At 63.5% G+C, this 25,054-nt stretch carries 22 protein-coding genes; 10 read left to right on the forward strand and 12 right to left on the reverse strand.

The window, feature by feature from the left end; translation table 11 throughout:
• From LB538_RS19510 to LB538_RS19525, 4 genes are all read left to right on the forward strand, one after another.
• On the forward strand, positions 1 to 890 hold an 890-nt coding region (locus LB538_RS19510), incomplete at its 5' end, for an ABC transporter substrate-binding protein (protein ID WP_224685849.1).
• Between the two features lie 83 nt (positions 891 to 973).
• Positions 974 to 1,924 (forward strand): ABC transporter permease, encoded by a 951-nt coding sequence (locus LB538_RS19515; protein ID WP_140541155.1) that lies wholly within the window; start codon positions 974 to 976, stop codon positions 1,922 to 1,924.
• Positions 1,921 to 2,772: an ABC transporter permease gene (locus LB538_RS19520; RefSeq protein WP_224560642.1), complete on the forward strand. Its 852-nt coding sequence runs from the start codon at positions 1,921 to 1,923 to the stop codon at positions 2,770 to 2,772. Before LB538_RS19515 ends, LB538_RS19520 begins: the two co-directional genes overlap by 4 nt.
• Complete coding sequence (locus LB538_RS19525; RefSeq protein WP_224532780.1) at positions 2,769 to 4,424, forward strand: ABC transporter ATP-binding protein; 1,656 nt, start codon at positions 2,769 to 2,771, stop codon at positions 4,422 to 4,424. The genes LB538_RS19520 and LB538_RS19525 overlap by 4 nt, the downstream gene beginning before the upstream one ends.
• A 151-nt stretch (positions 4,425 to 4,575) precedes the next feature.
• Here the strand turns inward: LB538_RS19525 and LB538_RS19530 are convergent, their stop codons facing one another.
• A complete protein-coding gene (locus LB538_RS19530; protein ID WP_224532782.1) occupies positions 4,576 to 6,630 on the reverse strand; it encodes an FAD-dependent oxidoreductase in 2,055 nt (684 codons plus the stop codon).
• Between the two features lie 92 nt (positions 6,631 to 6,722).
• Between LB538_RS19530 and LB538_RS19535 the strand changes: the two genes are divergently transcribed.
• A complete protein-coding gene (locus LB538_RS19535; RefSeq protein ID WP_224532783.1) occupies positions 6,723 to 7,664 on the forward strand; it encodes a LysR substrate-binding domain-containing protein in 942 nt (313 codons plus the stop codon).
• Positions 7,665 to 7,705: 41 nt separating this feature from the next.
• Here the strand turns inward: LB538_RS19535 and LB538_RS19540 are convergent, their stop codons facing one another.
• Positions 7,706 to 8,182, reverse strand: a complete 477-nt coding sequence (locus LB538_RS19540; RefSeq protein WP_140541160.1) for an Lrp/AsnC family transcriptional regulator — start codon at positions 8,180 to 8,182, stop codon at positions 7,706 to 7,708.
• 224 nt (positions 8,183 to 8,406) lie between these two features.
• Here LB538_RS19540 and LB538_RS19545 point away from each other — a divergent pair, with 224 nt between their 5' ends.
• Positions 8,407 to 9,732 (forward strand): NAD(P)/FAD-dependent oxidoreductase, encoded by a 1,326-nt coding sequence (locus LB538_RS19545; RefSeq protein ID WP_224551823.1) that lies wholly within the window; start codon positions 8,407 to 8,409, stop codon positions 9,730 to 9,732.
• A gap of 26 nt (positions 9,733 to 9,758) precedes the next feature.
• Here the strand turns inward: LB538_RS19545 and LB538_RS19550 are convergent, their stop codons facing one another.
• From LB538_RS19550 to LB538_RS19570, 5 genes are all read right to left on the reverse strand, one after another.
• Positions 9,759 to 11,126 carry an NAD(P)/FAD-dependent oxidoreductase gene (locus LB538_RS19550; RefSeq protein WP_224532787.1) on the reverse strand — a complete coding sequence of 456 codons (1,368 nt, stop codon included), beginning with the start codon at positions 11,124 to 11,126 and terminating at the stop codon, positions 9,759 to 9,761.
• Entirely contained in the window at positions 11,123 to 11,425 is a 303-nt protein-coding gene (locus tag LB538_RS19555; RefSeq protein WP_224532791.1) for a (2Fe-2S)-binding protein, read from the reverse strand. The genes LB538_RS19550 and LB538_RS19555 overlap by 4 nt, the downstream gene beginning before the upstream one ends.
• On the reverse strand, positions 11,422 to 13,407 hold the full coding sequence (locus LB538_RS19560) for a hydantoinase B/oxoprolinase family protein (protein WP_224532792.1): 1,986 nt from the start codon (positions 13,405 to 13,407) through the stop codon (positions 11,422 to 11,424). Before LB538_RS19560 ends, LB538_RS19555 begins: the two co-directional genes overlap by 4 nt.
• 4 nt (positions 13,408 to 13,411) lie before the next feature.
• Complete coding sequence (locus LB538_RS19565; RefSeq protein ID WP_224532793.1) at positions 13,412 to 15,490, reverse strand: hydantoinase/oxoprolinase family protein; 2,079 nt, start codon at positions 15,488 to 15,490, stop codon at positions 13,412 to 13,414.
• Positions 15,491 to 15,579: 89 nt separating this feature from the next.
• Positions 15,580 to 16,485 (reverse strand): LysR family transcriptional regulator, encoded by a 906-nt coding sequence (locus tag LB538_RS19570; RefSeq protein WP_224685851.1) that lies wholly within the window; start codon positions 16,483 to 16,485, stop codon positions 15,580 to 15,582.
• Positions 16,486 to 16,603: 118 nt separating this feature from the next.
• Between LB538_RS19570 and LB538_RS19575 the strand changes: the two genes are divergently transcribed.
• Positions 16,604 to 17,722, forward strand: coding sequence for an NAD(P)/FAD-dependent oxidoreductase (locus tag LB538_RS19575; protein ID WP_224528412.1), 1,119 nt, complete (start codon positions 16,604 to 16,606; stop codon positions 17,720 to 17,722).
• Between the two features lie 307 nt (positions 17,723 to 18,029).
• Here the strand turns inward: LB538_RS19575 and LB538_RS29360 are convergent, their stop codons facing one another.
• Positions 18,030 to 18,263 carry a type IV toxin-antitoxin system AbiEi family antitoxin domain-containing protein gene (locus LB538_RS29360; RefSeq protein WP_411909042.1) on the reverse strand — a complete coding sequence of 78 codons (234 nt, stop codon included), beginning with the start codon at positions 18,261 to 18,263 and terminating at the stop codon, positions 18,030 to 18,032.
• 195 nt (positions 18,264 to 18,458) lie between these two features.
• On the opposite strand from LB538_RS29360, the gene LB538_RS19580 reads away from it, so the two are divergent.
• Together LB538_RS19580 and LB538_RS19585 are read left to right on the forward strand one after the other, a co-directional pair.
• Positions 18,459 to 19,787, forward strand: coding sequence for a PASTA domain-containing protein (locus LB538_RS19580; RefSeq protein WP_224528414.1), 1,329 nt, complete (start codon positions 18,459 to 18,461; stop codon positions 19,785 to 19,787).
• A gap of 12 nt (positions 19,788 to 19,799) precedes the next feature.
• Positions 19,800 to 20,207, forward strand: a complete 408-nt coding sequence (locus LB538_RS19585) for a hypothetical protein (protein ID WP_224528418.1) — start codon at positions 19,800 to 19,802, stop codon at positions 20,205 to 20,207.
• Positions 20,208 to 20,984: 777 nt separating this feature from the next.
• Here the strand turns inward: LB538_RS19585 and LB538_RS19590 are convergent.
• Positions 20,985 to 21,734 (reverse strand): SDR family oxidoreductase, encoded by a 750-nt coding sequence (locus LB538_RS19590; RefSeq protein ID WP_224528419.1) that lies wholly within the window; start codon positions 21,732 to 21,734, stop codon positions 20,985 to 20,987.
• A 23-nt stretch (positions 21,735 to 21,757) separates the two neighbouring features.
• Here LB538_RS19590 and LB538_RS19595 point away from each other — a divergent pair, with 23 nt between their 5' ends.
• Positions 21,758 to 22,723, forward strand: coding sequence for an AraC family transcriptional regulator (locus LB538_RS19595; protein WP_318011878.1), 966 nt, complete (start codon positions 21,758 to 21,760; stop codon positions 22,721 to 22,723).
• 266 nt (positions 22,724 to 22,989) lie between these two features.
• Here the strand turns inward: LB538_RS19595 and LB538_RS19600 are convergent, their stop codons facing one another.
• From LB538_RS19600 to groL, 3 genes are read right to left on the reverse strand one after another with little or no spacing between them, the layout of a single operon-like run.
• Positions 22,990 to 23,133, reverse strand: a complete 144-nt coding sequence (locus LB538_RS19600) for a hypothetical protein (RefSeq protein WP_224528431.1) — start codon at positions 23,131 to 23,133, stop codon at positions 22,990 to 22,992.
• Between the two features lie 38 nt (positions 23,134 to 23,171).
• Positions 23,172 to 23,387 (reverse strand): hypothetical protein, encoded by a 216-nt coding sequence (locus LB538_RS19605; protein ID WP_224528435.1) that lies wholly within the window; start codon positions 23,385 to 23,387, stop codon positions 23,172 to 23,174.
• Between the two features lie 23 nt (positions 23,388 to 23,410).
• Positions 23,411 to 25,045: a chaperonin GroEL gene (gene groL, locus LB538_RS19610; RefSeq protein ID WP_224528438.1), complete on the reverse strand. Its 1,635-nt coding sequence runs from the start codon at positions 25,043 to 25,045 to the stop codon at positions 23,411 to 23,413.
• Positions 25,046 to 25,054 lie beyond the last annotated feature (9 nt).

A 25,054-nucleotide genomic window follows, 5' to 3' on the forward strand; every position in this document is an offset into this window, starting at 1 on the left:
AGCCTTATCTCGATTCCTTCGAGTTCATCGCCATCAGCGACGACAGCGCGCGCGTCAACGCGCTTCTGTCGGGCGATATCGGCTTCGCCGCCTCGATCAATCCGCGCGCGATGAAGCTCATCAGCGGCCAGCAGGGTTTCGAATTGTCGAAGACGACCTCGGGCAACTACACCGACCTCAACATTCGGCTCGATATGGACCCCGGCAGCAAGGCCGACTTCGTGGCCGGCATGAAATATCTCGTCAACCGCGAGCAGATCGTCAAATCGGCATTGCGCGGCCTTGGAGAGATCGGCAACGACCAGCCGGTCTCGCCGGCGAACATCTTCCACAACGCCGGCCTCAAGCCGAAGGCTTTCGATCCGGACAAGGCGAAGTTCCACTTCCAGAAGGCAGGCGTGCTCGGCCAGTCCATCCCGGTGATTGCCTCCGACGCTGCCACCTCCTCGATCGACATGGCCGTGATCATCCAGGCGGCCGGGGCGGATATCGGCATGAAGCTCGATGTCCAGCGCGTCCCCTCCGACGGGTACTGGGACAATTACTGGCTCAAGGCGCCGGTCCATTTCGGCAATATCAATCCGCGCCCGACCCCGGACATCCTGTTTTCGCTGCTATACGCATCGAATGCGCCCTGGAACGAAAGCCAGTACAAGTCGGAGAAGTTCGACAAGATGCTTGTCGAGGCGCGCGGCTCCCTCGACCAGGCCAAGCGCAAGGAGATCTACGACCAGATGCAGACCATGGTGTCCGAGGAGGCGGGAACCATCATCCCGGCCTATATCTCGAACGTCGATGCCCTCTCCAGCAAGGTGAAGGGTTTGGAAGCGAACCCGCTTGGTGGCATGATGGGCTACGCAATGGCCGAGTATCTCTGGCTCGAAGCCTGAGAGGCGCCTGCCGGGGGCCGGTCAGCCGGCCTCCGGCACCGCGTCGAGCAATATTTCGGCCGAACGCAACCGCAGGAGCCTCCATGACGTCTGGGGTTTTGAACCTCGTGGTGAAGCGGCTTGGGATCGCGCTCGTCACGCTTCTGATCGTGCTCTTCGCCGTGTTTTTCGCCACCAGCATGCTGCCTGGCGACACCGCGTCGATCCTGCTGGGCCAGGCGGCGACGCCGGAGGCGGTCGCCGGCCTGCGCGAGGCCATGCACCTCAACGATCCGGCGATCCTGCGCTTCCTGCGCTGGCTTCTCGGCCTGCTCCATGGCGACCTCGGCACGTCCTATGCCAACAACATGCCGGTGGCAGCGCTGATCGGCGGCCGTCTGGTCAACACCATGAAGCTAGCCGCCATCACAACGCTGTTGTCGGTTCCGCTGGCGCTGACGCTCGGCATTACCGCCGCGATGCTGCGCGGCTCGCTCTATGACCGCGCTGTCACCGTGCTTTCGATCGGGGTGATCTCGGTGCCGGAGTTCATGGTCGCGACGCTGGCGGTCCTGCTCTTCGCGGTCTATCTAAAATGGCTGCCGGCGTTGTCCTCGGTCAACGAGGCGCATTCGCTGACCGACCTGGTGCGCATCTATGCGATGCCGGTGATCACGCTCACCTTCGTCATCTCCGCCCAGATGGTACGCATGACGCGGGCCGCGGTGATTGAAACGCTCTCCACGCCCTACGCCGAGATGGCGCTGCTCAAGGGCGCCTCGCGCGGCCGCATGGTGCTGAAGCACGCGCTTCCCAATGCGCTCGGCCCGATCGTCAACGCGGTTGCGCTGTCGCTGTCCTATCTGGTCGGCGGCGTCATCATCGTTGAGACAATCTTCAACTATCCTGGCATCGCCAAGCTGATGGTCGATGCCGTCGCGACACGCGACCTGCCGCTGATCCAGAGCTGCGCGATGATCTTCTGCCTCGGCTATCTGCTGCTCATCACGGCCGCGGACATCGTGGCCATCATGTCCAACCCGAGGCTGAGATGACGATGGCACGCGCTGCAGCCTCCCGACGATCCCTGCTCGGCCACAGCTACAATGTTGTCGGCGTCGTGGCTTCGCTGGTTATCCTGGCGTGGACGCTGATCGCCATCTTCGCGCCCTACATCATCCCGCATTCGATCGGCGACATCGTCGATGACGACTATTTCGGCCCGATGCGCCAAGGCCTGTGGCTGGGCTCGGACTATCTCGGCCGCGACATGCTCTCGCGGGTGCTGATGGGCGCGCGCTACACCGTGGGCATATCGCTTGCCGCCGTCTTCATCGCCTGCTTTTCAGGTGTCGTGCTCGGCATGGTCGCGGCCGTCACCGGCGGGTGGTTCGACACCTGCCTCAGCCGCTTCCTCGACGCCATGAACTCCATCCCCAGCAAGCTGTTCGGGCTCGTCGTCGTTGCCGCGGTCGGCTCGTCGATCCCGGTGCTGATCCTGACGCTCGCGGTGATCTATATCCCTGGCGCCTACCGTTTTGCCCGCGCGCTTGCCGTCAACATCAACACCATGGACTTCATGACCGTCGCCCGCGTGCGCGGCGAAAGCACCGCCTACCTCATCGGCTCGGAGGTCCTTCCCAACATTATCCGCCCGGTGCTCGCCGATTTCGGCCTGCGCTTCGTCTTCATCGTGCTCCTGCTTTCCGGCCTGTCTTTTCTCGGGCTCGGGCTGCAGCCGCCTCTGGCGGACTGGGGCGCGCTGGTGCGTGAGAATATCGGCGGCCTGCCGTTCGCGGCGCCGGCAGTCATCGTACCTTCGCTGGCGATTGCCAGCCTCACCATCAGCGTCAACCTGCTGATCGACAACCTGCCGCAGAAGATCAGGGACAGGGACGCATGACCAATCTCGTCGAGGTGAGGAACCTGAGGATCGAGGCGAAGACCGATTCCGGACGGATCGTCGAAATCATCAAGGGCGTCAGCCTCGACATCGCCGACGGCGAGATCCTCGCGCTGATCGGCGAGAGCGGCTCCGGCAAGACGACGGTGGCGCTCTCACTCATGGGGCACGCACGCCCCGGCTGCCGGATAACCGGCGGCGAGATCAATGTGAACGGCAAGAACATGGCCGCACTTTCCGAAAAGCAGCGAGCCAGGCTGCGGGGCACCGACATTGCCTATGTTCCACAAAGTGCCGCCGCCTCGTTCAATCCCTCGGCGACCATCATGGAGCAGGTGATCGAGGTCACGCGCATCCACAGGCTGATGCCCCCCGAGAAGGCGCGAAAGCGCGCTGTCGAGCTGTTCAGGGCTTTGTCGTTGCCGGATTCGGAAGGGATCGGCGCCCGTTATCCGCACCAGGTTTCCGGCGGCCAGTTGCAGCGGCTATCGGCGGCCATGGCGCTTATCGGCGATCCCAAGCTGGTCATCTTCGACGAGCCGACGACGGCCCTCGATGTGACGACGCAGATAGACGTGCTGAAGGCGTTCAAGTCGGTGATGCGGGCTGGCGGGATAGCAGGTGTGTATGTTTCACACGACCTCGCCGTCGTCGCCCAGATCGCCGATCACATCGTAGTGCTCAAGGGCGGCGAAGTGCAGGAGGCCGGCAGCACCACCGAAATCCTTTCTGCGGCCCGCCACCCCTACACGCGCGAATTGCTCGCGGCCTTCGAGCCGAAGCGGCGGCAAGCGCACGCGGACGCAGATGCCGGCGCGAAGCCGTTGCTGCGCATCGACAATGTGACGGCCGGCTATGGCGCGGTGCGAGACGATGGACTGCCACTTATCCGGGCTGTCAATGCCGTCAGCCTGGTCGTCGAGAAAGGCCGCAACCTCGGCGTCATCGGCGAATCCGGTTGCGGAAAATCGACGCTCGCGCGCGTCATCGCCGGCATCCATCCGGCAGCGGCCGGCGATATCGTCTTCGACGGCAAGCAACTGGAGCGCGCCGCAAGCAAACGCAGCCAGGACCAACTGCGCGAGATGCAGATCGTGTTCCAGTATGCCGATACCGCGCTCAATCCGGCCAAGCCGATCGAAGACATCATCTCCCGCCCGCTGGCCTTCTACCACGCGATGAACAGGCAGGCACGCTCGAAGCGCGTCGATGAACTGCTCGACATGGTGCGGCTGCCGAGAGCGCTGCGCTATCGTCGTCCGTCGGAGCTCTCGGGCGGCCAGAAGCAGCGGGTGAACTTTGCACGCGCGCTGGCAGCCGATCCCAAGCTCATCATCTGCGATGAAATCACCTCTGCGCTCGACACGGTGGTGGCAGCCGCGGTCATCGAGCTGCTCAAGGAGCTGCAGCGCGAGCTTGGGCTTTCCTATATCTTCATCAGCCACGACCTCTCGGTCGTCGAGGCGATCTGCGACGAGATCATGGTCATGTACAATGGCGAGCGGGTGGAGCAGATCTCACCCGACGGGCTGAAAGCGCCCGCCCACCCCTATTCCAAGCTTCTGTTCTCCTCGGTGCCGAAGCTCGATCCGACGTGGCTCGACGGGCTCGTCCGCGACCCCGAACTGGTCAGCCAGTACGGCCACCGCTAGTCTAGGCAAAGGATCGCGCCTCACATCGCAAACAGGCTGAGCAAGGCATATGCTTCTTGACGACGCAAGCGCTTCAGCACCACGAAGCTGAAACGCTTGCCGGTGCCGGCATCCATCTCGGTCACGCGCTTCATGAGCGCCTCTCGCGACGCTACAATCGCGAGCAGAGCCGGTAGGCCTCATAGATCGACGAGTAGACATCCCGGCTGGCAACGGCGTCGCCAATGCGGTGCAGGACGAACGATCCAGCGGCCTGCGTGCCATCAGCTTGCTCTGTGCTTGCTCCCATCATGAGGGCAAGATCGGTGACGCCGTCGTTGGCGGCGCGGCCGCGCAATTCCTGGAAGGTCTCTTCGACGGGCACCGTGCCGCGCTCGATGATGAGTTGCGCCGCGGTCATTTCCGTTTCTGCGCCGGTGAGTTCGTGCCGGAACATGGCGGCGATCGCGTCGCCTTGGCGCGCGACCTTGACCAGGCGCAGATCGCCGGCAACGCGGACGCCGAGCTCCGAGGCAAGTTTGCGAAAACTCACTCTGTCCGGATAAGGCGTCTCGATCGCCAGGGTGTCATCCGTCATGGCCAAGCTGACCACGCGCCCCTGACGCGCCAAGTGGAGGGCACAGGAGATGGCGGCCTGACGTCCGGTCTCGTCGTAGATCAGCACATCCTCCTTGGCTGGCACGACTCCGGTCAGAACGTCCCAGACGCTGTCGCAGTGTTCAGCGCCATCCAGCCATTGCATGTCAGGAATGCCTCCGGTGGCAACGATGACGGCGTCCGGCTTTTCGGCAAGGACGAGCTCGGCATCCGCATAGGTGTTGAGACGGACTGCGACCCCAAGGCGAGCCAGCTCGTCGACACGCCAGTCGACGATGCCGATGAGGTCCTTGCGGTGATGGGCAGAGGCGGCAACGAGCACCTGCCCGCCAAGCCGCGCTCCGGCCTCGAGCAGGGTCACCTTGTGCCCGCGCTCGGCTGCAATCCTTGCCGCCTCCATCCCGCCAGGACCGCCGCCGACCACGACCACCCGCTTCAATGTTTCGGCCCGGTCAATAACATGCCCGACGATCGTTTCGTGGCCGCTGGCCGGGTTATGGATACACTGCACCTTCTTGTACAGGCAGTAGGATGCGCCGACGCACGGGCGAATGCGCTCTTCCTCTCCCCGCATCACCTTGTTGACGATATTTGGGTCCGCGATGTGCGCCCGCGTCATGCCAACCAGATCGATCAGGTTCTCGCGGATCGCATGCCTGGCCGTGGCGACATCCCTGATGCCGGCTGCATGGATGACGGGCAGTCTGGTCTCCCGTTTGAACTGTCCGACCAAGGGCAGAAACGGCGCGCTCCTGGTGAACATGCCAGGCATGTTCTGTTCGGCCAACGCCAGATCGGTGTCCATGCGGCCGACGATGCAGTTGAAGAAATCGATATGGCCTTCCCGCTCGAACAGCTTGGCGAAGGCAAGACACTCCTCGAAATTTGATCCGTCGTCCGCCGCCTCGTCGATAACGAAACGGATGCCGACGGCGAAGTCGTTACCCACCGCATGACGGATCGCCTCGTGGACCATCAGGCCGAAGCGCGCCCGGTTCTCCAGGGAGCCGCCGAAGGCATCGGTACGCCTGTTGGTTCGGCGGGACAGGAATTGGCCGATCAGATGGCCCCCGGTGACGGTTTCGACGCCATCCAGACCGCCCTCGACGCAGCGCCTGGCGGCACTCGCGTAATCCTTGACGATCCTGTCGATGTCGGCGCCATCCATCTCTTTCGGAAAATTGCGGTTTCGCATCTCGCGAACGCGCGACGGCGCCACCGGCGGCAGCCAGTTTCCGGCATAGGCAGTGGCGCGCCGGCCCAGATGCGAGACCTGGCACATCACGGCCGCGCCGTGGCGATGAATGCGGTGCGACAGCGACTGAAGATGGGGTACGATGCGATCGCTCGAAAGATCCAGCTGACCGCCGCCCCAGCTCGAATCGGGCGACGTCATCGCCGAGCCGCCCACCATCGTCATCGCAAGGCCGCCCCGCGCTTTCTCCTCATGGTAACGCCGATAGCGTTCGAGCGGCAGGCCGCCTTCGTCGAGCATCGAGGCATGGCTGGTGCTGACGATGCGGTTGCGCAGCATCAGGCCCTTCAGCCGAAAGGGCTGAAGCAGGGGATCGCTGGATGCTGTGCCTGCTCGAGTTGCCGCTACGCTCATGTCTGGTCCCGCCCATTCGCGAGGGTTATAGTTCGCCATTTGCAGCGCGGCGGTAAGCTTGAAAATACTTTGGGCAGCTATACGCTGCACGCATGGCCGGTTTTGCAAAACTCGTTCCGTCCGCGCGCGGACTGCTTGTCTTCGAAGCTGCCGTCCGGACGGGCAGCTTCACGGCGGCCGCGCGCGAGTTCAACGTCACGCAGCCGTCGATCAGCCGCAGCATCGCCCAGCTGGAGGCCCATCTTGGCGTCGGTCTTTTCGCACGAGGTCCAGCGGGTTTGGCCCCGACCGCGGAGGCGCGCGCCCTCTATGCGGCCGTAAGCGGGGCATTTGAAGGGATCGAGGGCGTGATCGGCACGATCAGGAAGAACAGCGACGCGAGGCCGGTCGTCACCCTTTCTCTTTCGAGCTCTCTCGCAACCCATTGGTTCGTTCCGAGGTTGGGGGCGTTCGACACGAGGTTCCCCAACGTCGACCTGAGGTTCGAACTGATCGCGGGCGTCCTGCGAGGCCCGGCCGAGAACGTCGACCTTGCCACGCGATTCCTGGCCGACGACGATACGCATTATCACCACTGGCCATTCTGTCCGGAAATCATCGTGCCGGTGTGCAGCCCGTCCTATCTGTCGACCCACGGCCAGTTAGTGCATGCAGGAAACGGGGAAGGTCATGTCCTGCTTCATCTGACCGATGCTAAGCAGCAGTGGCAGGATGCCTGGGGCAGCGTGGCGGACCGCAAGACAAGCCGGGCAAAGTGGCTGGAGTTCTCGGACTATGCGGTCGTCCTTCAGGGAGCCATGAACGGCCAAGGCGTGGCGCTCGGCTGGCTCAGCAATGTTTCAACGGCGTTGCTTCAGGGGACGCTCGTTCGGGCATCCGACAGGCAGATCAACACGGGCCGGACCCATCAGCTGGTTGCGCCACCCTCACGACCGCTGCGACCGATCGTGTCCGACATCGCTGCCTGGATGATTGCCGAGATGCAGGCCGAACTGGAGAGGCTGCATCCTCTGTTGGGGCCGGACACACTGTAAGGGACCTGCGACAACCGCAGTCAGGGCGCGGCCATAGCCGACTACATCGGGAACAGGCTGGGCAGCGGCATGTGTGCCTTGACGATCGGCGACTTCAGGACAACGAAGCTGAAATACTTGTCGATGCCGATATCCATGTCGGTCAGCCGTTCCATGATCGTCTGATACTCGCTGATGCCGGCGGTCATGAATTTCATCAGGTAATCGTAGCCGCCCGAGACAAGGTGGCATTCTATGACCTGGTCGATCTTCTCCACCACGGCGAGAAAGCGGGCGAAGTCGACCTGGCGATGGTTCTTCAATGTGATCTCAGTGAACACCGTCAGCGTCTGGCCGAGCTTGCCGATATTGACCTGTGCGGAATAGCCCTCGATGTAGCCTTCCGACTGGAGCTTTTTCACCCGCATCAGGCATGGGCTCGGCGACAGATGCACCAGCTCGGCCAGTTCGACATTGGTGATGCGCCCGTTCTTCTGCAGTTCGTGCAGGATCTTGATGTCGATCCGATCCAGCTTCATGGCCGTCTCCACGGAACGCATGCCACAGCACAAAATGCCGTGCTGCCAATACCCAGCGACACTAGCACAGCCCAACGGCCTGTCCATCGGATCGGACACCGCATTGAAGCGCATCGGCTTCCGAATTCAACCGGACTGCCGGAATAAAATTCTGCCTCGCTCTCAACTGCAGCAGCGCATGCCTGCGCAGCGCGGTAGATTGAAGCCCCATGGCGGAGATAATCATGCGCGCGCCGCTGCAGCAAATTCAGACTTCGAGCGAACTGCCGCAATCCGCGGACGCGGTGGTCATCGGCGGCGGCATCGTCGGCGTCTTTGCGGCCTACTACCTGGCGCGGCGCGGCATGAAGGTCGTGCTCGTCGAAAAGGGGCGCATCGGCGCCGAGCAGTCCTGCCGCAACTGGGGCTGGTGCCGCCAGCAGAACCGCGACGCCCGTGAACTGCCGATGGCGACACGCAGTCTCGATCTGTGGGAGCGTTTCGTGGCGGACAGCGGGGAGGACACCGGCTTTCGCCGCTGCGGCCTGCTCTACCTCAGCAATGAGGAGGCGGAACTGGCCAGGTGGGCGCGCTGGCGCGACTTCGCCAGAACGGCCGGCGTCACCACGCTTATGCTCGACGGCGCCGAGGCCAGTGAGCGGGGCCGCGCAACAGGCCGACCATGGAAGGGCGGCGTCTTCTCGCCGAGCGACGGCACCGCTGATCCATCGCGAGCCGCGCCAGCGGTCGCCCGCGCCATCCTGAAGCTCGGAAGCACGGTGCACCAGAATTGCGCAGCGCGCGGCATCGAGACCGAAGGCGGGCGATTGAGCGGGATCGTCACGGAAAGCGGGACGATCCGCACGAAGGTGGCGGTCCTGGCCGGCGGCGCCTGGGCCTCCTCCTTTTGCCGTCAGCTCGGCTTCCGCTTCCCACAGGCATCGATCCGCTCCTCGATCCTGTCCGTCTCGCCCGGGGCGGAGGGCCTGCCGGACGCGCTGCACACGGCGCGCATCTCGGTCACGCACCGCGGCGACGGCGGCTATACCCTCGCCATAAGCGGTCGGGGACGCGTTGATGTCACGCCGCAGCAGCTGCGCTTCTCGTCGCACTTCGTGCCGATGTTCCTGAAGCGGTGGCGCAGCCTTGCGCCCGGCGGCCTGCAGGGTGTGCGTTGTGGGCACGAAACGCTCAAGCTTTGGCGGCTCGACCAACCGACGCCGATGGAGCGCATGCGCATTCTCGATCCGGTCCCGGACAAGGCGACCATCCGCCTGACCCACGCCCGCGCGCTCGAGCTGTTGCCGGCGCTGCGCCAGACAAGGATCAGCGCGGCCTGGGCCGGCTATATCGACAGCACGCCGGACGGCGTGCCCGCGATCGGCGAGATTGATGCCGTTCCAGGCTTCTTCCTGGCTGCCGGATTTTCGGGACACGGCTTCGGCATAGGATCCGGCGCCGGACACCTGGTGGCCGATCTCGTCACCGGCTCGGAGCCGATTGTCGACCCGAAATCCTACGATCCGCGGCGCTTCGATGCTTCGTCCTGGGGTAAGGTCGCCGATTTCTAAGGCTCGCCACGACTTTCGCGCTCGCATCAGCCCTCCTGGAGAAAAGCGCCGACAGGCGCGGGCCGCACAGGCGCCTGTCCGCGAAACCGGCCGACATCCTTTGGCGCGCATCCGGCCTGCGCCGTGATGACTTCGACGGCGGCCGGCAGGCAATAGCGTCCCTGGCAGCGGCCCATGCCGACGCGCGACAGCGATTTCACTCGGTTGGCCTCGCCGCCGCCATGCTCCACGCTCGCGCGAATGCTTCCTGCTGTCACGTTCTCGCAGCGGCAGACGATCGCATCGTCGGGGAGTGCCCGGGCCATCTCCTTCGGCCAGGGAAAGGCGATGGCCAGACCGCGCGCAAAGCGCTTGAGGCGCTTAAGCTTGAGCAGCTCGGCGCTGGTGGCGGGCGCCGGAATTCCGAGATCGGACAGGCATGCGACCGCGGCGAGCCTGCCGGCGATTTCCGCGCCGTCCGCCCCAAGCAGGCGAGCCCCATCGCCTGCAAGGTAGACGCCGTTGCCGGCCCGCCCCATCTCGTCGATCTTCGGCAACCATTGCCGCCACTGCTCGTCATAGGTGAACGCGCATCCGGCGATCTCGACTAGATGCGTCTCCGCCCGCACATGCCAGCCCATGCCGATCATGTCGCATGAGGTGACGCGCTCCCTTCCGCCGGCGTCGCGCCAGCGAACCGCCACCACGCCCGACCCGTCGGCCTCGATCCGTTCGAGCGTCACGCCCGCATGGTAGCGGCCACCAAGCCGCGCCCGCATAACCAAACCGCGCAACGCGACGGCTGGCCGAGCGGCAAGATCCCACAGGCCTCGCAGTTGCTGGCGCCATGGGGAGGTGTCGAGCACCGCCACCACATCCGCGCCAGCCTTGACGAGTTGGGCACCAACCAGGGTCAGCAAAGGCCCCGATCCCATAAGGACGATCCGTCGCCCGAGCGCCACGCCCTGCGCCTTGAGTGCGATCTGCGCAGCACCCAGGCTGTAGACGCCGGCGTTCTGCCAGCCTGGAACGGGGGCGACGCGGTCGGACGCGCCGGTGGCAAGGATCAGGCGGTCGTAGCCGATCACCTGCACGCCGCCCTCCCCCAGCACATGCAGCCGCCCCTCATGCGCGGCGATGACCGAGGTGCCGGCGCAATGGATGAGCCGCCGCTCTTCGGCCAGGCGGTCGAAGAGCGAATGCAGCGCGCGGGCCTTGGCCGCCTCCGATCCATAGAGCTCTTCCGGCGTGCGGGTAAACCCGGCCGGCGGGCGGCGATAGATCTGGCCGCCTGCGCGCTGCCCCTCGTCGATCACAATCGGATGCAAGCCAGCATCGACCAGCGTCGCCGCAGCCCTGATACCGGCAGGGCCTGCGCCCACGATCACGATGCGCGGCGAGGCAACATCGCTCACGGCCAGTTCTCCGGCGGCGTCGTGCGCAGTCGCATCCCCTCGGCGATCAGGGTTGTGCACGCGCGCAGGCGCGGTCCCTCCACTTGCCAAACCCAGCAATCCTGGCAGGCTCCCATCAGGCAGAAGCCGGCGCGCGGCTCCGATCCGAACTCGGAGTTCCGCAAGGCGTGTCCGGACGCCAGCATGGCGGTCAGCACGGTGTCGCCCGCGAGCGCGCCGCGCCTCTCACCGTCGAGAAGGAAATGCACCTCTGCCCGGTCGCGCTCCGCCAGCCGGACGATGCGGCCGGCCGTGATCATTCCGCAGCCTCCTGTACCGGACGAGGACGCGGCAGTTCGGGGAAACGCTCGCAGACCGCATCGAAGGCCGCCTGAACGCCTTCCGGCCCAGCGCGTCCCTTCATGCGACGGAAGATCTCGGTCTTGGCGAAGAACCGCCAGTGGATCGGCAAGGCGTCCAGGAAGGCCTGGAGCCGGTCATAGGCCGCCGGTGTCCACTGCGCTTCGTAGCCGTCGCGCTCGGGGCCGAAATGGAAATGGCCGACAGGGGGCTTGCGCCGCGCGCGCTGCTGCTCCGTCGCCTCCTCGTCGACCGCGCCGTCACGAATGACCACACCATAGTCGCGCTCGGCCGCGGCCGGCGAGACGTAGCCGCGCCGCACGTCCTGTGCCACCCGCCAGGGCTCGCGCTGATGCGGATCACCACGGCCGCCGCCGCCGGCGGAGCGGATCTCCAGCACGTCGCCCGGTTGCAGGACCGCCGTGTCGACATTGCCGAGCCGCCTTTCGTGCGAAGTTCCCGGATTGACGACCATGTCGGAGAGGCCAGCCGCCTTGCCCCCCAGCACGCCCCAGGGACGGAAAAAGCTGCGGTCGCGATTGCGCGCCGTGATCCTGGAGTCGGGAGCGAAGACCCGGAAGGCCATCTCGGTCGCCAACCCTCCGCGCCAGCGGCCGGCGCCGCCGCTGTCCCTGGCGAGCCCGTATCTGACGAACTCGACCGGCGTCTCGGTCTCGGTGATCTCGATCGGCGTGTTCTTCAGATAGGCGGCATCGGCGCCCGATCCATTTGTCCCATCGCGATGCGGCATCGCCCCGCCGCCGCCCACCACGGGGTTCACCGCAGCGATCACGCTGCGGCTGGTGCGCTCATCGACGGTCATGACGTTGACGATGCAATTGTTGCCGGCCGGCGCCGCGGGCAGTCGCTCCGGCACCGCCTGCGAGAAGGCGCCGAAAATGACAGAGCGCAGCCGGGCGCAGGTGAGCGAGCGCATGCCGACGGCCGCGGGATGGACCGGGTTCAGCACCGAACCCTGCGGCGTGATGCAGGTGAAGGGCCGGGTGAGGCCCGTGTTGAGCAGGAGCTTCGGGTTGAGCGTATAGAGCACGTAATAGGCGCCCACCAGCAGCATGGTGTGACGCGGGTCGCCGCCCGAGGGTACGTTGAGAGATGAGCCGAGCTGCGGGTCGGAGCCGGTGAAGTCGAGCACCGCCTCGTCGCCCTTGATCGTCAGCCTCAGCTTCAGCCGGCAGGGATTGGCTTCGACCGAATCCTCGTCGGCATAGTCGGCGAATTCCCATGTGCCGTCGGGCATGGCGTGCAGCACGTCGCGCGCCTGCGCCTCCGCGTGATCGAGAAGAGCGGCAACGCCTTCGATGAAACCGGCTTTGCCGAACTTCCTCACCATCGCCTGGATCTTGCGCTCGCCGGTTTTGAGTGCGCCGACCAGCGCTTTGATGTCGCCGATGTTGAGGTCTGGCTTGCGCACATTGGTGCTCATGATGCGCAGGATGGTCTCGTCGAAGACGCCCTCCCTCACCAGCTTCATTGGCGGGAAGCGGATGCCTTCCTGATGGATTTCGGTCAGCGCCCGGCTGAGCGAAGCAGGCACCGCCCCGCCCATGTCGGTGTTGTGGATGTGCCCGCCGGTCCAGGCGACGATCTCGTCGTCGACGAAAACCGGCTTCCACAGATGCGTGTCGGGCGCATGCGTGGCGACGTGGCCGGAATAGGGATCGTTGGTGAACGCAACATCGCCCGGTCGGTAGTCGCTGACCATCGCGATAGCCCGATGATACGAAAGCCCCGGATACCAGGTGGCGCCGAGTTCCATCGGCACGGCGAAAGTCGCGCCCCCACTATCCATCAGCATCACCGTGAAATCCTGCGTCTCCTTGACGAAGGCGGAGTGCGCGGTGCGGTGCAGCGTGTGGGCCATATTCTCGGCCGCCGCGCGGGCATGGTTCGCCAGAACCTGCAGGTTTGTCCGGTCAAACATGGCGTCACTCCGGGAACGTCAGCAGAAGGTTGAGATGGCGGTCGACCCGTGCCTGCGTCCCCGCGGGGATCGCAAACGTGGTGTCTTCCTGAACGACCACGGCAGGCCCATGGAACGTGCTGCCAGGCATGAGGGTCTGCCGGTCGTGAAGGTCGACGGTCTCGACGCCGAGGCCCGTATAGACCGGGAGCCGGCGCGCCGGATTGGCTCGGGCATCAACCTCATCGATTTGCAGGGAGGAAAGCTTCGGCCCTGCGCCTATGGCGGACAGCCGGATGTTCACAAGCTCGATATCGCCATCTGGATCGTGAAAATCGTAGAGCTGCTGATGGGTGAGGTGAAAAGCCTGCACGATGGCGGCCATATCGCCATCCGCCAGCCATTGCGGCGAAAGGACGACTTCGATCTCATAGCTCTGCCCGACATAGCGCATGTCGCAGAAGAGGTTGAGTTCCGCGGCCGCGTCATGCCCCTGCTCTGCGAGCCAATGACGCCCCTCACCCGCAAGCGCTTCGAAGGCCTCCCGGATGGCGGGAAGCGACGCTGAGGACAGCGGGCTGAAGATCGTGCGGATAAAATCGCCGCGCAGATCCGCCACCAACCCCCCGAGTGCCGAGACCACGCCGGGGCGGCGCGGCGCCACCACTCGTTTCATGCCGAGTTCGCGGGCAAGGAAAGAGCCGAGCATCGGGCCGCCGCCGCCGAATGGCATCAGCGTGAAATCGCGCAGGTCGACACCAGCGCGCGAGGCGAGTTTCTCGACCTCGACGAACATTTCCGACACCGCGATATCGAGGATTGCCTGCGCGGTCTGCTCGATCGTGCGGCCGAGCCGGGCGGCAAGCTCGCCGACCGCGCGATGCGCCAATCCAGTATCGATCCGGAGCTGGCCATAGGCCATCTCGCTGTGGCCGAGCCATCCGCACACCACCATGGCGTCAGTCACCGTCGCCCGTTCGCCGCCGCGGCCGTAGCATGCCGGTCCCGGTGTCGAACCGGCCGATTCCGGCCCGACTCGCAGCACGCCTTGCGCATCGACACTGGCTATCGAGCCGCCGCCCACGCCGATCGAGCTCACCGACACGGATGGAATGTGGAGCGGGAATTCACCGATCAGCTCGCCGGTGCCGAACTGCGCCTCGCCGTCTATGATCAGCGCGAAGTCGGCCGACGTCCCACCGATGTCTAGGGTAAGGATCTTGTCTTCGCCGGCCTGACGCGCCAGCCACGAGGCGCCGATGACGCCGGAAGCCGTTCCCGACAAAAGCATGTTCACGCATGCGCGCTTGCCTTCGGCGGCGTTCATCAGCCCGCCATTCGATTTCGTCAGCATCGGGCGCGCCGGCACACCGCAGCTCCTCAGCCGCTCTTCCAGCGCTGTCAGATAGCCCGAGACGCGCGGATGGACATAGCCATTGAGAATGGCAGTCGAGCTGCGTTCATACTCGCGGATGACCGGCCACACTTCGGCAGAGGTGAAGACGAAGACGTCCGGTGCCAGACGGGCGATCGCGGCCTTGACCGAGGCTTCCTGCGCGGCGTTGCGCCAGGCATGGAGGAAGGACACGATAATCCCTTGCGCTCCGCCTGCTTTCGCAGCCGCAACCGCCCGTTCGACGACGGCGAGGTCAGGTGCCTGAGTTTCACTGCCATCGGCACGCATGCGGGCCGGAATGCCGAACACCATGTCGCGCGAGATCAGCGGGTCCGGCCGCGCGCAGAACAGCGAATACATGTCCGGCATTCGCAGCCGCGCGAGCTCGATCACGTCCTCGAAGCCGGCATTGGTGAACAACGCGAGCGGGGCGCCCTTGCGCTGGATGATGGTATTGATGCCGACGGTCGTGCCGTGCACGAAGCGCGTCATATGGGTGGGATCGAAGCCTTCACGTTCCGCCAGGAGGGCGAGGCCCGCCATCAGCTCGGCGCCCGGATCGTCCGGCGTCGTCAGCACCTTCAGCGAGGCGACCCGGCCGGAACGGGTCTCCAGCGCGCAGAAGTCAATGAATGTTCCGCCGATATCGACGCCGACCTTCCAGTCGGCTTCGTTCTGCGCCTCGTCCGCCGCGATGGCACCGTCCATGATGCGTCCCTTCCTGTCTGCCGACCAAAACTCGCACGAGCGGACGATCAACGTCCAAGATGGATGAGGGGGAAGGATATAAGTCCTGCTTATGCCTTGGCGCGATGCTCACCGAGAACGGCGGAACAGGCCGTACGGATTTCGTCGCGCATCATCTCGTCGGCGCGCGACAGGGCCCGGGCACGCGACGTGAGCAGCGCGATCGGAAATTCCGGTCCGGCCGACAATGGCCTGACAGCAAGGCCGGCGAACTGGTGCCAGGGCAGCAGCGCGTCGACCAGGCCGATACCCAGGCCGGCCTGGACGAAACCGATCGCGGAAATAGAGACGTCGATCTCTAGCGATGGTGAAAGCGCCACGCCTTGCGCGCGGGCAGCGTGGGCCAGTTCGTCAGCGGGGCGGGTATTGCCGCGATAGGATATCAGCTCCTCCCCGGCCAGGTCGGCGAGCGTCAGCTCCGTTTTCTTCTGCAGTGAATGCCCGGCAGGCAGCAGGCAGGCGAAGCCGACGCTACCGATCACCTCCGCCTCGATATCGGGAGGCAGCCGGTCGTCCATGGCTACGCCGAGGCTGGCATCGCCGGCGCGCAGCATGTCGACTATCGCGGCGATCGGCGCGCTGTTGGAACGCAGCAAAATGTCCGGATGCTGCGTCCGGAATGCGGTGAAGGCGCGCGGCAATATCGCCATGGCCGGCGGTGGCGAAGCCGCGACCCGCACCAGCCCGGTCCGCCCGAGACGCAGGTCGGTAGTCTTGCGGCGCAAACCTTCCAGTCCCGCCGACAGCCGCTCGGCATCGGCGAAGATCTCGAGCGCCTCAGGCGTCGGCCGCAGCCGGCCTTTGACCCGTTCGAACAGGGTGAAGCCAAGCTCGTCCTCGGTATGAAGCAGTATCTGGCTGAGCGCGGGCTGCGAGATGTTCAGCATCCGCGCCGCGGCGGTCACGGTGCTTGCGCGCATGACGGCGATGAACACTTCGAGCTGCCGGGCCCGCAAATCCCAACTCCATAGGGCGAGCTTATGACTTCCGTCCAAACCCATCTTTGACGCAATGCCGCGGCGCCGACAAGATGGATGCATCCAAGGATCTGCTGCTCTTCGCTAAGGAATGACTATGGATGTGATCGTGCTGGGCGGCGGACTGATGGGGACGGCTTCGGCCTATTTTCTCGCCAGGCGCGGCGCGCGCGTGACGTTGATCGAGCGCCGCCGGATCGGCTCCGGGGCGACCGTCGCTTCGTTCGGTAACATCAGGCGCACGGGCCGCCATTTATCCCAGTTGCCGCTTGCCCATCGCTCGCTCAAGCTCTGGGGCGAGGCCGAAAAAATGCTTGGCGGCGACGTCGAATTTCGCGCCACCGGCCACATCCGACTGATTTTCGATGAGGGAAGTCTTGCCGACATGCGGGCCTATGCTCAGGCGGCGCGACCCTGGGGACTGGAGCTGGAGGAACTTGGCCCGCGCGAAATCCGCTCCCGGTTTCGCGGCCTCGGTCCCGAGGCGATCTCTGCGTCATTCTCGCCGCATGACGGCAGCGGCAATCCCCGGCTCATCGCACCGGCCTTTGCCGAGGCTGCCCACAAGCTGGGGGTCGAGATCGTCGAGGATGCCAAGGTCGATAAGATCAGCCACACCGACGCCGGATTCCGTATCGCTAGCTCAAAAGGCGCATTCGCCGCCGAGTACCTGCTCAACACCGCCGGCGCTTGGGGCGCCCGCGTCGCTGCGCAATTCGGAGAAGAAGTTCCACTGGAAGCGCGCGGCCCGCAGATGGGCGTGACAGAGCCGTTGCCGCACCGGATCCTGCCGGTGGTCGGCATATGGACACGCGACAAGGATTATGGGGCCTACCTGCGTCAGGTCGAGCGGGGCAACATCGTCTTCGGCGGCGCGGCCGAAAGGGTGCCGGTGGATCTCGAACCCGGCCACGCAAGAGCCGACCCCAGGCGCCTGCCGTTACAGTTGCGCGCCGTCGCGCGGCTGCTTCCGGCGATCGCAAAGGTCGCGGTCATCCGCACATGGTCCGGATGCGAGGGCTATACGAGCGACATGCTGCCGGTCATGGGGCAGTCGGCAACGACGCCGGGCTTGTTCCATGCCTTCGGTTTCTGCGGGCACGGTTTTCAACTCGGCCCGGGCGTCGGCGAGGCCATGGCCGAACTGATCACGACCGGCCGCTGCGAAACGCCACTCGACGATTTCAGGATCGATCGCTTCGCCGGCGCAACCTGACCAAGCCACTGAGGTCGCAGCAAACGAGCGACGCACCCACGCGCCCTCTCCGAAAAAGGGCGGAAACGAACGGTGGTGCCTACCCAGGTCCGATCCACCGTTGCTTGCGAGGGGCGCGTAGCTGGCAGGTTCTTAGCAACCATCTCGCCTGCGAACGCCAGGATCTCGTCGAGGTCCAGTTCAAGCGCAATGACGACCGACGCCGCGACGTTGCTGAACGGTTCGCCGACATCCGCCTTTCTTGCCTGTGAGGGTTTATGAGAAGCCCGTTGATACCAGCGCGCAAACGCAGTGAAGCAACCCAGACCTAGAAAATGTGCGAGTGCTGCCTCCGGGCCCGACGCCCATAGCCCACTTTCACGAGCAAGCCCTCGTCGCACATCCGCGCAAGGTAGCGACGAGGAACGCCGATATCGGCAAACTCTTTGGTCCGGACTTCGCCCTTCTCCAGCGCGAGAGTTACGGCCCGCTCTGTTAGCGACGGCATTGGAACGCCAGCCAAGCACCTCGCCTCAGTTCGGTCGTGGTCACACTTACGCATCTTTTTAGGCGTGGGCGTAGCCTGGAGGGGAATAGCGTGCTCATAGTTCACAGCTTCGTCCGATCCGGGGAGCCATTTTTCGGCGACCGGTGGCTGCCACTGTGAAAGCCATCACATTCGCGCGTGTGCCATTCCTATAACCAGAGACACACGAGGTCTAGGCGCGTTTGAACTTCCCACGTCAAGGAAAATGCAATGCTCCAAGTGATCCGAGTACCGTTCGACGGCCAACAAATCGGTCAAGGTTACAATTCCAAGACCGCTGAAAGCATCGGAATAGCGCTAACTTGGAGCCCGCCTCCTCCAGGCCCGACATCGGGCCAAGCGGTCACAAGCAGATTCGATCAGGTTTCTACCCAAGAAAGCCTGGTGGAAGCTTTAGGGATTTCTGCGTCCGTCGATGCTCGCTACGGCCTATTTTCAGGCGATGCGAAATTCAACTTCACCAACAGCAACTCAGTCAATTCTTATTCCACGTTCGTAGCCGGCAGCTGCCAGGTTCAGAATGCCTGGTATCTCGGTCAGGACTTTAAACTGACTACCGCAGCCGAAGCCATACTGCACCAGGCCGACGGTGACAAATTGTTCCGAACAGCCTTCGGGAACATGTTCGTCAGGGCGCTCCGCACAGGCGGCGAATTCAACGTTGTCTCCAGTGTCAACTCAATTAGCGAAGAGCACCAAAGCAAGATTTCCTCATCTTTGCACGCTGCTTTCAATGGTCTGGTGACCGCAGCTGATTTCAAGGCGACATTCGAACGAGCTCTTCAGGAGACTTCAGGGCGAACGTCAGTTTCGGTGTTCATGTACCAAGCAGGTGGAGTGGGAAAGGATCTAAAGTTCACGGGCAGTGATGCAACGAAGGTGCTGGACAAGTTAGATCAACTTCCTGCTATTGCACGCAGCAACCCGATTGGATTCGAAGCTGAAATCGCTAATTACAACACGATTCCAATTATTTTCCCCACGGAAGAGGAAACTGAGGACCTCAAGCGCGTACTGGATGACTGCTATAGCCAGAAGAAGCGACTTCTCCGATTTATCGCAGATGTAGATCTCGCAATGAGCGAGGACGGTAAATTGATATTCGACAATCTTCCTTCCACAGCTGAATTGGCGCAAATGCGAGAAAATTATCGCGCTTCATTGAACAAGCTGATGGCGCACGCCATAAAAGTCGCCAAGGGGGAAATGCAGCCACCAGCTGTGTATGTAGCAAATCCTCCTGACGTTCCTCCGGTGTTTACCCGCGCCCAATTCACTCCTACCGTTCCTCGAGGCTATTCACAGGTGCCTGATTTGACTGGGTTAGATTTTCTCGGAGCTAATGCCGTCTGCGAGAAGTCTGGCCTTACACTAGCGCTCGCGAACTCTGTCGCGAGTTACAAGCTATTTAAAGACGGAAGCGTTACCCCGTTTTCGAGCGGCTGGTTCAACTATGGCGTTGTGCAGGCCCAATCCCCTTTGCCTGGCGCCAATGTGTTGCAGGGCTCAACTGTCAAAGTGACGATGACAACCGACTAATGGGAGGGAAGATTGGTCAATACGCTACCTGAAATCACTATTTACGGTGACCCCAAAACGAATCCAACGACCGCGGCTGACTGGTGGGCCAAGGGTTTCACGGATGGCTATAACGCACCTAACGAGACGCACGAATTGCCGGCGCTCGTGCTAAACAACGAGACGGCCGCGAGCTATTACATCGGCGTGCTCGATGGAATGAGAGCTGCCAAGGCCGCCAGTGATGCGGTGGATGCAGCGATGAAGAACCAGCCTGGTATTCGCCCCGACATTGGAGGGATTTCATTGGAGGAGGCTCAACGCGAATACAACGAGGCTTTTGAGCACCTCTTTCATGAACACATGCCTCATATAGAAATAGATGAATACCGGGAAAGGAAGCCCGTTTTACCAAAAATGGGTATTGAGATTGTCCCCTAATTGATGAGCGGCGGGCGGGACCTACCACCGCTTGCGAATTCAGCCCCAGTCGTGACAAGCTCCCGTCCGGGTAAATCGCTCATTACAGCAACGCCGCTTGCGCTTCTCGTGGCTGAGGGGCTTGGCGTCTCTATCGTCGACAAGTTCTCAGCGAACGCTGGCGCGGAACGCTTGCCATCAAGCCGTTCGTTCCCTACGTGCCCTGCCATGTCTATTTAACACGCAGCCGGACGCATATGTGGTCCCTCCTCCAAGAGCAGTTCGAACGGGAGTTCCGCGTCTATCTGGAGGAGCACTTTTCCTAAAACGCCATCAGCGGCTGCAATCAGCACCAAGGAGGCAAGGGGTTGGGCCTCAGCAAGGCACACGAGCCAGAAAGTCGATGCCTCCCAAATTATTCAAAAACCGAATCTAGTGTCCCACCTTGTCCATGAGCACGCGCAATTCGGGCTGAGGCGCGACCCAGAAAGTTCGAAAAACTTCCAGGAACCCAGGCGAATCTTAGTCACTAGCGATTTTAGCGCGATCTTTCGACTGCTTTGGGGCCGTGAGCAGATCGGCAGGTTTCTGGCGTTCAATTGGTAAATCAGCCATTCAGCTCACGACGCCTTGCTGTCATTGGAATCGGACACGATAAACGGCTCGATCCAGCCCTTTGCCGCATGTGGGCAGACCCCATCATTCAGACAGGTTCTGCCGGCGAAGCGGAAAATTCGCGACACCGGCAAAGTGTTCCTCCGTCTGACCCGAAGTGCCGGAGCCCCAGCATTCCTGCCGTCATGCGGCAAGAGCCATGGCATCGGCGCCTGCGGCCTGGTGCAACGGACAGTCCGGCTTGGTCACTGCCCGCCAAATGGCCGCAATCACGTCCGCCGGCTCGGTGATCTTCGTGTTCGCCGCCGCCGCATGAGCGGCAAAGACCTGCTTGGCAATGGGGCCATAGGCTTCGGGAATGCCCCCCGCTTTTGCCATCTTGCCGCGTGCGTTGGCCCCGAAACGGGTCCCTGGAGCTTGGCCGGGCAGGACCAGCCGCGTGCGGATGCCGAAGGGTTCGAGCTCCAGCGCGAGGCATTCGGTAAAGGCATTCACCGCAGCCTTGCTGGCCGTGTAGATCGGTAGCAGCGGCAGCGCCTTCAGCGTTGTGCTGGAGGAAACATTGACGATCGTCCCCGCTCCGCGTTGCCGGAACTGCGGCAGCACGGCGCGGACCATCTCGATCGTGCCGAAAGTGTTGGTCTCAAAAATTTCGCGGATTATCTCTTCCGGCGTGCCCTCCAGCGGTCCCATCCAGCCGATGCCGGCATTGTTTACGAGCGCATCGATCGGACCTGCTGCCTCGACCGCGCGGCCGATCGCATCGCGCTCGGTCAGGTCGAGTTGCAGGATGCGCAGTCGATCGGAGGCGGGCAAGACATCCTCGCGCGGGCTGCGCATCGTGGCGACGACCGACCAGCCCTTGTCGATGAAGTGGCGCGCGGTCTCCAGCCCGAAGCCAGAGGAGCATCCGGTGATCATCACGGTATTCATGGGGTGTCTCCGTTGTTGGATGCTTGGATATCGACCTTGCGGAGCGAACTTTCTATAATCGCATGTCCGTGATTGTTTATCGAAAGTCCGAAATGTCAGATCCGCTTTCCGAAGTGATCGCCCTTTTGCGTCCGCGCGCGCCCTTTTCGAAGCTGGTGGACGCTTCCGGCCCCTGGCGCGTACGGCGGACCGAGGTTGGACAGGTCTACTATTGTCTGCTCCTTGCTGGTCAGGCGCGTCTCGAGGTGGACGGCAAGCCGCCGATGAACCTTTGCCAAGGCGATTTCGTGCTGGTGCCGGCGGTGCAGAGCTTTTCCATGTCGAGCGCCGATCCCGAACCGCCGCCTGGGCTGGAAAGCCGCCCTTTGATCCGTCCGGACGGAACAGTGCGGATCGGGCCAGAGAATGCCGCTGTCGAGGTGCAGCAGCTCACCGGGTATTGCAGCTTCGGCGCCCCGGATGCGGAGCTGCTGGTGTCGCTGCTTCCCGATATGGCCATGGTGCGGGGGGAGCAGCGTCTTGGCGACCTGGCGCGACTGGTGCGGGACGAGGCGAGAGCGGATCGCCCGGCACGCGACGTGGTTCTGGAACATCTGCTGCAGGTGCTACTGATCGAAGCTCTGCGTTCTGCGACCGAGACGAGTGCCACGCCAGGCCTGCTGCGCGGACTGGCGGACGATCGGTTGACCGGCCCGCTGCGCGCCATCCACGCGGCGCCAGATCGCGCATGGAGCGTCGCCGAGCTGGCAGGTGAGGCGGGGCTGTCCCGCTCGGCCTTCTTCACGCGATTCAACCGAGTGGTGGGCATGGCGCCGATGGAATACCTGCAAAGCTGGAGGATGACGCTGGCCAAGCACATGCTTAGAGCGCGGCAGCATAGCATCGCGCAGATTGCGGCGAAGACCGGATATGGCTCGACGAGTGCCTTCAGCTCAGCCTTCTCGCGGTGCATGGGGGCGCCGCCAGCGCAATACGCCCGCGGTGCTTGAAGCGGCGAAATCAGGTGTTATAGCTGTGCCAGTGGGGGCCGACTGCTGACTGTCCGGTCCTGGAGCGGACCCTGCAGATAGCTGCCGTTCGGTAACCGACCTTAGTTCCTGCCACCACTAAACAGGCCGCGCAGCCACTTGCCAAATCGGACCCCACCATTTGCGATTGTGCGCGCGAGCGGCATAGTAGGCCTCGCCTCGGTGCTGTTCCGCGTTGCGGCCTAGTCAGCGGCCGGCCTCTTCCCGCCGCTTGGCGTCTTGATCGCTCAGCCGGCTACCATCTCGTACGCTTGGCCGGCATTGATGCCGGCCATGATCTTTTGATCGGACTCGGCGGGCTGGCCGGTGAAGACGTCGAAAACGGTCCAGCTGTCCGGATGGTCCAAACGAAGCCCGTGGCGGTTTGCCATATTCCGCGTCGTTTCGTTTTCGCCCGCCGCCGATCGGTTCAGGTTTGCAGAATGAAAAATACCGCCGCCAGGACAAGTACTGTCCACAGCACCACGGCGAGGTTCAAAGCCAGGCCCCTGCGCGACGAGAGACCTTCTCGCATACGGGCCGCCAGGTTCGTCATATTGCTGGATGTGGCCGAAGCCGCCACGATGGCGACCGGCGACTTGGCCCCAAGCCTGCCGAACGCTGGGGGTAGCGTCGGTTCACGCACGGCCGTCTCCTGGCGCCAAGGTCTCAGTATCCCATTCCGCCCATGCCGCCGCCGCTAGGTGAAGGTGCGGCATCCTTGGCCGGAATGTCGGTGATCATGGCTTCGGCGGTGATCAAAAGCGCTGCGATCGAGCCGGCATCCTGCAGTGCCGTGCGCACCACCTTTGCCGGATCGACGATGCCTGCCTTGATCATGTCGACATATACCTCGTTCTGGGCGTCAAAGCCCTGATTGTGGTCCTTGCTGTCGGCAAGCTTGCCGACGATGATCGACCCTTCGACGCCGGAATTCTCAGCGATCTGGCGCATCGGCGCTTCGAGCGCCCGGAGCACGATCGAGATGCCTGCGGTGACATCGACATTGGCGCTGGTCAGGCCCCTGAGCGCCGACCTGGCGCGCAGCAGCGCCACACCACCGCCGGGCACGATGCCTTCCTCGACAGCCGCGCGCGTGGCGTTCAGCGCATCGTCGATACGGTCCTTCTTTTCCTTGACTTCCGACTCCGTAGCACCGCCGACGCGGATCACCGCAACGCCGCCGGAGAGCTTGGCCAGCCGCTCCTGCAGCTTTTCCTTGTCGTAGTCGGACGTGGTTTCCTCGATCTGACCCCTGATCTGGGCGACGCGCGCCTGGATGGTGGCCTTGGCGCCGGCGCCGTCGATGATCGTGGTGGTGTCCTTGTCGATCAGCACGCGCTTGGCACGACCGAGCATGTCGATGGTGACGTTTTCGAGCTTGATGCCGAGATCCTCCGAGATCATCTGGCCGGCGGTGAGCACGGCGATGTCTTCCAGCATCGCCTTACGGCGATCGCCGAAGCCCGGCGCCTTGACGGCCGCGACCTTGAGGCCGCCGCGCAGCTTGTTGACGACCAGCGTGGCCAGCGCCTCGCCTTCGACGTCCTCGGAGATGATCAGCAGCGGCCTACCGCCCTGTACCACCGCTTCGAGGATCGGCAGCATCACCTGCAGGTTGCCGAGCTTCTTTTCGTGGATAAGCACATAGGGCTCTTCCAGTTCGACGCGCATCTTGTCGGCATTGGTGACGAAATACGGGCTGAGATAGCCGCGGTCGAACTGCATGCCCTCGACGACGTCGAGCTCGGTCTCGGCGGTCTTGGCTTCCTCGACAGTGATGACGCCGTCATTGCCGACCTTGTCCATGGCCTTGGCGATCATCTCACCGACGCTGGCATCGCCATTGGCGGCAATGGTGCCGACCTGCGCGATCTCGGCCGACGACTTGACCTTCTTGGCCCGCGCCTTGATTTCCTCAACCACGGCGGTGACCGCCTGGTCGATGCCGCGCTTGAGGTCCATCGGGTTCATGCCGGCAGCAACCAGCTTGGCGCCTTCGCGCAGAATCGAGGCGGCCAGCACGGTGGCGGTGGTCGTGCCGTCCCCGGCAAGGTCGTTGGTCTTCGAGGCCACTTCGCGCACCATCTGGGCGCCCATGTTTTCGAACTTGTCGGTAAGCTCGATTTCCTTGGCCACCGTCACACCGTCCTTGGTGATGCGCGGCGCGCCATAAGCCTTGTCGATGATGACGTTGCGGCCCTTGGGGCCGAGCGTCACCTTGACGGCGTTGTTCAGGAGCTCCACGCCGCGCAGCATGCGGTCGCGCGCGTCGGTGGAGAATTTGATTTCCTTGGCAGACATGATCTTGAT

Source organism: Mesorhizobium sp. Ca11 (genome assembly GCF_020165275.1).
Lineage (GTDB): Bacteria > Pseudomonadota > Alphaproteobacteria > Rhizobiales > Rhizobiaceae > Mesorhizobium.